Here is a 1,241-nt window from a genome sequence, read left to right on the forward strand (position 1 = left end):
GGCGTGACACGCGGATTGGCTGCGCCCTCGGCCTCAACCTGAGCAATCCCGGTTTCGATATCTTCCAGAGCCGACTAGAACTGGTCTGGATCAACCTTTTCGGATTTGCGGCCAAAGAGCGCCTTCCTGAGTGCCGCAACCAGCGTTTCCAGACGCGCATTCTGCTCACCCTGAGCCACGATCATGGCTTTGAGCGCGTCAATGTCATCAGGAAGATCAGCCGTCGAAATCATGGCCGTGATCTACCAAAACGGACACATGGCTGCCTGCCCAAACGGGCGCGCGAGTCACTCTGCCGCAGTTGGTGGACGCGCTGACAGCGCCTTCACTTTCCGCCAGTCCAGCCCGGCAAACAGCGCCTCGAACTGGGCATAGTTCAGCGACATCAACCCGTCCCTAATCGCAGGCTAGGTGAAGGTCGTTTCCTCAAGCCGAAAAGTGACGTCACCGTGCACAATCTCGAGCCAACCAATGGGTTCCGGTGATGCCGTCGGAGCCTCAGGTTCAATCACAACCGGCGCAAATTCTGCACCGGCCAGATCTGGCGCCACCAGCTTACCTTCGCGGGCCAGGCGACGCCATTCAGACAGATGGTTCGGCCGCATTCCAGCTCGCTGTGCGGCTTCGTTTACTGTCACCCCGGAACCAGCATTTCCGCAACAAGCTGGCCTTTGAGCTCTTCCGGCCAGCGCCGCTTGCCATCCCGACCGATCAAAAACTCATGGCCCGCAACGGACTCCAAATGTAGCTCCCGATGGACTCCCATGGTAACCTCCTGACAAATCTACACTCCGAAGCGGAACCGCAGATCAGGCAGACTTCAGGAACCTGGGATTGAGACAACGCTTACAATCAGATGGAAATCTGGCTTAGAGAGCAGCGATCTTGCGTCTCGGCCAAATCCCCCATCGGCGAGGCTTTGAGCTACATTGCCAAACATTGAGACAGCCTGACCGTGTTCCTGGACGATGAGTGCGTAGAACTGGATTCCAACAGCGTCGAGCGTACAATCCGCCCGATTGCATTGAACCGCAAAAATGCCCTATTCGCTGGCATAGAGGCCGGAGTTCAGAATTGGACAATCCTCGCGTCGATGATCGAAACATGCAAATTGAACGGCGTCGATCCGCAAGCCTGGCTCACCCAAACACTGACCGCCATCGCAAACGGCCATAAACAATCCAAAATCAGCAGGCTAATGCACTGGAATTACATCGCAAACGTGTGATCAGCGAAACGCT

General features: G+C 56.3%; 2 protein-coding genes and 2 pseudogenes. 1 reads left to right on the top strand and 3 read right to left on the bottom strand.

The window, feature by feature from the left end:
• The 3 genes and pseudogenes from ACR0D7_RS19365 to ACR0D7_RS19375 all read right to left on the bottom strand — a co-directional run.
• Positions 1-233, bottom strand: a pseudogene (locus ACR0D7_RS19365) (transposase domain-containing protein); the annotation flags it as partial.
• A 174-nt stretch (positions 234-407) separates the two neighbouring features.
• On the bottom strand, positions 408-605 hold the full coding sequence (locus ACR0D7_RS19370) for a hypothetical protein (RefSeq protein ID WP_480680476.1): 198 nt from the start codon (positions 603-605) through the stop codon (positions 408-410).
• 29 nt (positions 606-634) lie between these two features.
• The gene (locus tag ACR0D7_RS19375; protein WP_480680477.1) at positions 635-766 is read right to left on the bottom strand and encodes a hypothetical protein; all 132 of its coding nucleotides are present in this window, start codon (positions 764-766) and stop codon (positions 635-637) included.
• Between the two features lie 87 nt (positions 767-853).
• Between ACR0D7_RS19375 and ACR0D7_RS19380 the strand changes: the two are divergent.
• A pseudogene (locus ACR0D7_RS19380) lies at positions 854-1,228 on the top strand (IS66 family transposase); the annotation flags it as partial.
• Between the last annotated feature and the right edge of the window lie 13 nt (positions 1,229-1,241).

It is taken from the genome of Ruegeria sp. BB7, assembly GCF_056539365.1.